This window comes from Protofrankia sp. CiT1 (assembly GCF_917627335.1).
In the GTDB taxonomy this organism is placed as follows: Bacteria; Actinomycetota; Actinomycetes; order Frankiales; family Frankiaceae; genus Protofrankia.
In genome coordinates this window covers 31,931-39,270 of record NZ_CAKJTP010000032.1, presented here as the reverse complement: position 1 = coordinate 39,270, position 7,340 = coordinate 31,931, and the positions used below count along the sequence as shown (strand labels likewise).

Below are 7,340 nucleotides of genomic sequence, written 5' to 3'. Positions count from 1 at the left end.
GAGCGTGTTTCGAAAGCCGCCTGTCCGGTTCGCCATGCCCAGGCGGCCCTGGCCGCGTTCTCAGCCATCCCATATACCACTCATCCGGTATCGGGGTAGCCCGTGCCCTTGCCAGCAACCACCTGAACGCGGCTCCCCGATCAAACGACGACTTCCGAAACGCGCCGTAGTCCGCGGCAGAGCACCGACGGAGGGCCAGGTCATGCATGATCACGTTGTCAGGAACGTCTTCCGCAGCGGCTTCGAGATGTCCGAACTCACCTGGACTCCATGGGTGGAGCCGGGACGAGCCGGGGTCGAACACCACATCCTGTGGGCTCCGGACGATGGCGGTGAGGACTCCGCCGGGCTGCTTTTACGATTTCCCCCCGGCGCGCACGGAGATTTCCACGAGCACCTTGGCTACGAGTTGATGCTCGTCTTCGACGGCACCCTCGACCGCAGCGACGGGCGGTCGTTCAGCGCCGGTGACCTGGTGGTCGAAGGCCCGGGAACGCGGCATCAGATGTCCAGCAGGCTGGGTTGCACGGTACTGGCGATCCGCAGCAAGCCCGCGGTGGCGAGAGAGCCGTCGGCGGGTGAGATCAGGAACACGGCCGAGACCGCCACGACAGGCACCCACGCACGTCCGGCTGCCTCGACGGCCGAGGAATCGATCGTCCGGTGAACACGCCCACCATACCGAGCCGGCAGGTGCTGCTGACCACTGTCTCCTCAGACTCCCACACCTGGAATCTGGTATTCCTGCATCTCCTTCTCGAAGAGGCGGGCTACCAGGTTCACAATCTCGGCCCGTGCGTACCGGACGACCTCGTGCTGTCCTCCATCACGGCGCTCCGGCCCGATGCCCTGGTCGTCAGTACCGTGAACGGCCACGGGCGGATGGACGGGGCACGGCTGATCCGCCAGATCCGGACAGCGCCATCCACCCGATATATACCGGCCATCATCGGAGGGCGGCTGGGAATACACGGGGACGCTGGAAAAGGAATATCGGCCGAGCTCCTCGACGCCGGATTCGACACCGTGTGCGACGAGCGGACCGACCCCCGAACTCTGCCCGGTCTCCTGCTGGCCCTCGGTACCCGAGCCGAGCTGGGGAAAGGTGCGGCATGACCCTCCTGCTGCCGGCGGACCTCGGTTCCTACGTTCGATTCCACGCGGCTGCCGGCCGGCTGGTTGTCCAGCCGCGTATGGGCATGCCCGACCCGGCACAGATGGCCGCCGGCATCCAGGCGGTCGGTTCCATCGATGCGCCCACCGTCGGCACGATCACGCTCGACAGCTACACCCGGATCGGCGATCATGCGGCGGCCCAGCGGGCGCTGGCCGCGGGCGGCGAGTCCCTGAACGGCTTTCCCATCGTCGCGCACGGTCCGCGCATCACGGCGATGGTGGTCACGGCCGCCCGTGGAAAGATTCCCGTCCAGGTCCGGCACGGGTCAGCCGCGCCAGCCGAGATCTTCACGAACATGCTCCTGGCCGGTCTGTCCGCGACCGAAGGCGGTCCGGTGTCCTACTGCCTCCCCTATGGACGGACCCCACTGGCCCGGTCGGTGCGCCAGTGGAGGACCGCCACGCGCCAGTTCGCCGCCGGTTGTCGGACGGCCGGGCTCCGAGCGCATCTGGAGACCTTCGGTGGATGCCTGATGGGCCAGCTGTGCCCGCCGTCCCTGCTGGTCGCGATGAGCCTGCTGGAAGCGCTCTTCTTCGTCGAGCATGGTGTGGACAGCATCTCGCTCAGCTACGCCCAGCAGACCCACCCCGTGCAGGACATCGAGGCGCTGGCCGCGCTACGCCATCTGGCCACGGCCCTGCTTCCGCCGGATGTCGAGTCACACATCGTGCTTTACACCTATATGGGTGTCTACCCGGCCAGCGCCGCTGGCGCGCGGCGCCTGCTGGAAAGCAGCGTCGACATCGCGGTGTGCGGGGGCGCGGAACGGCTGATAGTCAAGACAGCGGCCGAGGCGCATCGCATACCGGCGGTGCCGGAGAACATCTCGGCCCTGACGGCCGCCGCCCTGCGCGCTGGCATCGCGCGTGAGGCGGCCGGCCTGCCGACCCTGTCCGAGGTGGACTACGGGGAGGTGTTCGACGAGGCCAAACGCATTGTCGACGCTGTTGTGGGCCTGTGCGACGACATCGGCCAGGCGCTGCTGCGCGCCTTCGCGCACGGGCTGTTGGATGTGCCGTTCTGCCTGCACGCTGACAACCCGGGAATCGCCCGGTCCATGATTGCCTCTGACGGTCGGCTGCGCTGGGCCGAGGTCGGGGGGCTTCCGCTGCCGAACCAGCACCCGTCGGCGACGACGGCGACAAGCACGGCGATAAGCGCGGGCCAGCTGCTGGAGATGCTCTCCTACACCGCCCGAAAAAACGATCGTGCCGCTCAGCAGGCGGCGGCCACTGTGGCGGTGCCTGGATCGCCCCGGCCACTGCGGATCGCGGTGATCGGTACCGGGCCCCGAGGCACAGCCGTGATCGAGAGGATCGCGGCCCGCTGCGCGGACACCCGACCGATCCGCGGCATCGAACTGTACGCGATCGACCAGGAACACGTCGGTGCCGGCCGGATATGGCGGCCTGATCAGCCCGAGTGGTTGCTGATGAACACACCCGCCGGCGAGGTGACCATGTTCTCGGGCCCGCCTGACAGCGGCCCGCCCCGGCCTGGAGCGGGACCGAGCTTCGGGGAATGGTGGTGCGCGTCCGGTGCGCAGAACGCGGATCCGTACGGGTACGCGCCCCGCCAGAGCTACGGGCAATACCTGTGTTTCGTCCTCGACGCGGTGCGGAACAGCCTGCCTGCCGGCATCCGCTTCGTCGGTGTCCGCGGGCGTGTGGACAGCCTCGACCGGCAACACGACGGACAGTTCCGGTTGGGGCTGGCGGACGGAACCGAGATATTTGCCGATCGGGTTGTCATCTGTACCGGTCATACCCTGCCGGAGCTGGACGAAAACCAGCGCCGCCTGTCGGTATTCGCCACCCGCGGCGGCGCCCGGTACGTCCGAGCCGACTCGGCGGCGGATATGGCTCTCGATACGCTCCCGGCCGCGTCAACGGTGGGGGTAATCGGGCTGGGACTGGCCTTCCACGACGTCACGGCGTGGCTGACGGTGGGCCGGGGCGGCCGTTTCGTGTGCGGCCCCGATGAGCTGCGTTATATGCCGAGCGGGCGGGAGCCGTTCATCGTCGCCGGCTCGCGCGGTGGTGTTCCAGTCGCCGCACGGGGACGTAACCAAAAGAGCTTCGATCATGCCTACCAGCCACGCCTGTTCACGCTGCGAAGAATCACAGCGGCGCGCCGGCGGGGACAGCTGGACTTTCGCGAGGACGTCCTGCCCTGGCTCCTGGCCGAAGTCGAGCTGGTCTACTACGCCACCGAGATCCGCAACCGGTTCGGCGCTGAAATCGCCGCCATGTTCAGCGATGCCGTAATCATCTCGGCCCGCGACACGCCACCGCGGGAGGCCCTGTCCGCGCAGGCATGCCGTTTCGACGTCGGCGATCTGCCGAAACTGGACCTCCCGCAGTGCGCCCGGCCGTTCGCGGGCCGGCGGTTCACCAGTCCGCAGGCTTTCCAGGAAGCCCTCGCTGAATTTATCCGAGCCGATGTCGCTGCCGCCGAACTGGGTAACGTCGACGGACCGGTGAAGGCCGCGCTCGACGTCCTGCGAGACGTCCGCTCCGTTATCCGGGCAGCGGTGAGCTATGCCGGCCTGACACCAGCGTCCCATCGCGAGGACTTCCTCGGCTGGTTCGCGCCCATATGTTCCCTCGTGTCGACGGGACCGCCTTTCATACGGCTGCGCCAGTTCCTCGCGCTCATGCGCTGCGGTGTGCTACGTGTTGTCGGGCCCGCGGCCGTCTTCGACATCGATGACACCGAAGGCTGTTTCTTCGCGGACTCCGAACAGGTCGAGGGTGCCCGCGTCCGGCTGGACGCGGTGATTGACGCCCGGATTCCCGAGCCGGATCTGCGGCGCGCGCAGTCACCGCTGCTGCGTCAGCTGGTGCGAACCGGGACATTCACCAGCTATATAAACAGCGGAGCGGGAAAATCCTATGACACCGGCGGTGTCTGGGTGACCGGCGCGCCCTTCCACCCCGTTGGCGGGAATGGTGTGCCACAGCCCGGGCTGTATGTTCTCGGTATTCCGTCCGAACATACCCGGTGGTTCACCCAGGTCGGCAGCAGCCGGCCTGGCCCATGGGGTGAGTTCATGGCGGACGCGGACAGCATAGCCGGCGACGTGCTGGCGTCACCCGCGGATGTGACCAGCCGGCAGCCGTTCATACCGACGAGCCGGCCATGACCACGACACATGTGCCGGACAGCCCCCGCGCGGACCCGGCCGGAGCGACCGAGTGGTTTCGTGCCGCCCGGGATGTCCTCATCCGCCTGAGACTTGATCACGATGCCGCCCGCGCCGCGTTCGCGTGGCCGCGCCCGGCCACGTTCAACTGGGCGCTCGACTGGTTTGACGTCGTGGCGCGGGACAACGACCGGCCCGCTCTCGAGCTGTTTGACCCGAATGGTGACACAGCCACGGTCAGCTATGCGCGGATGTCGGCCCGTTCCAACGCGACCGCGAACTGGTTGCGGGGCCTCGGTGTCGCGCGGGGAGACCGTGTGATGATCGTCCTTGGCCAGCAGCGGGAGCTGTGGGAGTGCGTGCTCGCCTGTCTCAAGCTCGGATCGGTGCTCATCCCCACCTATCCGAACCTGACCGCACCGGAAGCCGCCGACCGTGTCAGCCGCGGAAGAATTCGCCATCTGGTCTGCCGCGCGGACACCGCCGGGCGTTTCGACGGAATCACTCTCCCCGGCGTCCGGATAGCCGTTCCCGGTGATGTTCCGAACTGGGCCTCCTATGACGACAGCCTGTCCGCGGCGACGGCATTCACCCCGGCCGCGCCGACTCCAGCGGACGATGTCGCCTTCTGTTATTTCACCTCTGGTACAACCGACCGCCCGAAGCTGGTGGCCCACACCCACAGCAGCTATCCCGTCGGGCATCTGTCCAGCATGTACTGGAATGGCCTTCTTCCCGGGGACAGACATGTGAACATCTCCGCCCCCGGCTGGGCCAAGCATTCATGGAGCAGTCTTTTTGTCCCCTGGAGCGCCGAAGCCACGGTCGTCGCGCCGCGTGCGGAAACACTCATGCTGGGAGGGCTGCCAGGCCTGCTCGTGGAGCTGCGTATCGACACCTTCTGCGCGCCGCCGAGCGTATGGCGCGGGATGCGCCCGTATCTGCGGTCGGCACGCCCGGCGCTGCGTGAGGCGCTCAGTGCCGGCGAGCCGCTTGAACCTGATCTCGCCGACGCCATCCGCGGCGCGTGGCAGGTGCCGGTCCGTGATGGTTACGGCCAGACTGAGACGACCGCCCTGGTCGGCACCACACCCGGGCTGCGGCCACGACCGGGCTGGGTTGGCAAACCGCTCCCGGGTTACCAGATCACCTTGGAAGATCCCGATGCCGCCGGATGCGGCGAGCTGTGCGTAGACCTGGCGACGGGGCCGGTCGGTGTGATGGCCGGCTACCTCGACGACGCCGAGCGAACCGCTGGCATCCGGGCTGGCGGCAGATACCGCACCGGGGACATGGCGCAGATGAGCCCGGACGGATGGATTCGCCTGCTTGGACGCCGTGACGAGATGTTCAAGTCGTTCGACCGGAGGATCTCTCCGTACGAGATCGAATCCGTGCTGCGGCTGCATCCCGCTGTCACCGATGTCGCGGTCGTGCCGCTGGCTCACCCGACGGGCGGTACGGTCGCGCAGGCCGTGGTTGTCCCAGCCCTGGGCCACCAGCCGGGCAGCGCGCTGGAGGCGACGCTGCTCACCCACGCGGCGCGGCATCTGAGCGCCGGCCTCTGCCCCCGGTCAGTGCGGTTCACCGACCGGTTGCCACGGACCATGTCCGGTAAGGTCCGTCGCCGCCAGCTGGTGGCCGAGCCCGCCGCCCCGGTCAACGCAGACGCGCCTCCACCGCGTCGACGTGAGCGATGAGATCCTCAGCGCCACCGAGCGCGGCGATCCAGGGAGCCACCTGGGCGAGCGCCGCACGGTCGCACTCCACTACGTGGACCTGCCGTTGAAAAGCGGCCACCGCGAGCCCGCCGCTGTGCCGGGCGGTGCCGCCCGTCGGCAGGACATGGTTGGAACCGGCGAGATAGTCACCGAGCGACACCGGCGCCCACGGCCCGACGAACACAGCCCCGGCATTACGGACCCGGGCCGCGACCGTGGCCGCGTCCACGGTCTGGATCTCCAGATGCTCGGCGGCCCAGGCGTTGACCACGGTCAGGCCCGCATCCACATCATCGACCACAGCCACCGCGCCCTGACCGGCCAGGGCAGCCTCCACCCGCTCGCGATGGCGGGTCACCGGCACCCGCTTGGACAGCTCGACCACGACCGCGTCGCGCAGTTCGATGGACGGGGTGACGAGCAGACAGGCGGCCATCGGATCGTGCTCGGCCTGCGACACCAGATCGGCCGCGATGTACGCGGGATCCGCGGTATGGTCGGCGAGAATCGCGATCTCGGTCGGCCCGGCCTCGGCATCCACCCCGACCAGGCCACGCAGCAGCCGCTTGGCCGCGGTCACGTAGATGTTGCCCGGCCCGGTCACCACGTCCACAGCCGGGCAGCTGGCTGTTCCATGCGCGAACATCGCGATCGCCTGCGCGCCACCCGCCGCGTACACCTCGTCCACACCCAGTAGCGCGCAAGCGGCAAGAACGACCGGATGGGGCAGCCCACCGAACTCCCGCTGTGGCGGCGAGGCCACGGCAAGCGAAGCCACACCAGCCTCCTGCGCTGGCACGACGTTCATCACCACGCTGCTCGGGTAGGCGACCCGCCCACCCGGCACGTACAGACCGACCCGCTCCACCGCGATCCAGCGTTCGGTGACCCGGGTACCCGGCGCCACCTCGACGGTCACCGGTTCACGGCACTGCGCGCGATGGACCAGCCGGGTACGGCGGATCGCCTCCGCCAGGGCGTCCCGGACGGCCGTGCCGATGTGCGCAAGCGCGTCGGTGAGCGCGGCGGGCGTAACCCGCAGCGCGTCCAGGCGCACCCCGTCGAAGCGCTCGCCCGCGTCGAGGACCGCGGCGTCACCACGGTCACGCACATCGTCACAGACAGGACGAACCGCGTCCAAGGCCGCGTCGACGTCCAGGGCCGCGCGGGGCAGCAGCCCACGCAGCCGCACCGGCGAGGGAAGGGTTCCCCGCAGATCGAGTTCTCTCAGCACGATGAGGAGAGTATCGCCACCCGGATCCGGTGGCCTCCATGGCCTCCAGCTCCGGTGGCCTCC

At 68.5% G+C, this 7,340-nt stretch carries 5 protein-coding genes; 4 read left to right on the top strand and 1 reads right to left on the bottom strand.

Annotation, left to right across the window (positions count from 1 at the left end):
* Window positions 1–202 precede the first annotated feature (202 nt).
* Genes MJ785_RS08120 through MJ785_RS08105 form a run of 4 tightly spaced genes read left to right on the top strand, consistent with a single transcriptional unit; the run spans window position 203 to window position 6,022 of the window.
* Window positions 203–667 carry a cupin domain-containing protein gene (locus tag MJ785_RS08120; protein ID WP_239346752.1) on the top strand — a complete coding sequence of 155 codons (465 nt, stop codon included), beginning with the start codon at window positions 203–205 and terminating at the stop codon, window positions 665–667.
* On the top strand, window positions 664–1,116 hold the full coding sequence (locus MJ785_RS08115; RefSeq protein WP_239346753.1) for a cobalamin B12-binding domain-containing protein: 453 nt from the start codon (window positions 664–666) through the stop codon (window positions 1,114–1,116). The genes MJ785_RS08120 and MJ785_RS08115 overlap by 4 nt, the downstream gene beginning before the upstream one ends.
* Entirely contained in the window at window positions 1,113–4,322 is a 3,210-nt protein-coding gene (locus MJ785_RS08110) for an FAD/NAD(P)-binding protein (RefSeq protein ID WP_239380311.1), read from the top strand. The genes MJ785_RS08115 and MJ785_RS08110 overlap by 4 nt, the downstream gene beginning before the upstream one ends.
* Window positions 4,319–6,022: an AMP-binding protein gene (locus tag MJ785_RS08105; RefSeq protein ID WP_239309011.1), complete on the top strand. Its 1,704-nt coding sequence runs from the start codon at window positions 4,319–4,321 to the stop codon at window positions 6,020–6,022. Before MJ785_RS08110 ends, MJ785_RS08105 begins: the two co-directional genes overlap by 4 nt.
* Here MJ785_RS08105 and hisD read toward each other — a convergent pair.
* The gene (gene hisD, locus MJ785_RS08100) at window positions 5,982–7,277 is read right to left on the bottom strand and encodes a histidinol dehydrogenase (RefSeq protein ID WP_239380309.1); all 1,296 of its coding nucleotides are present in this window, start codon (window positions 7,275–7,277) and stop codon (window positions 5,982–5,984) included. The genes MJ785_RS08105 and hisD overlap by 41 nt on opposite strands.
* Window positions 7,278–7,340: the final 63 nt, after the last annotated feature.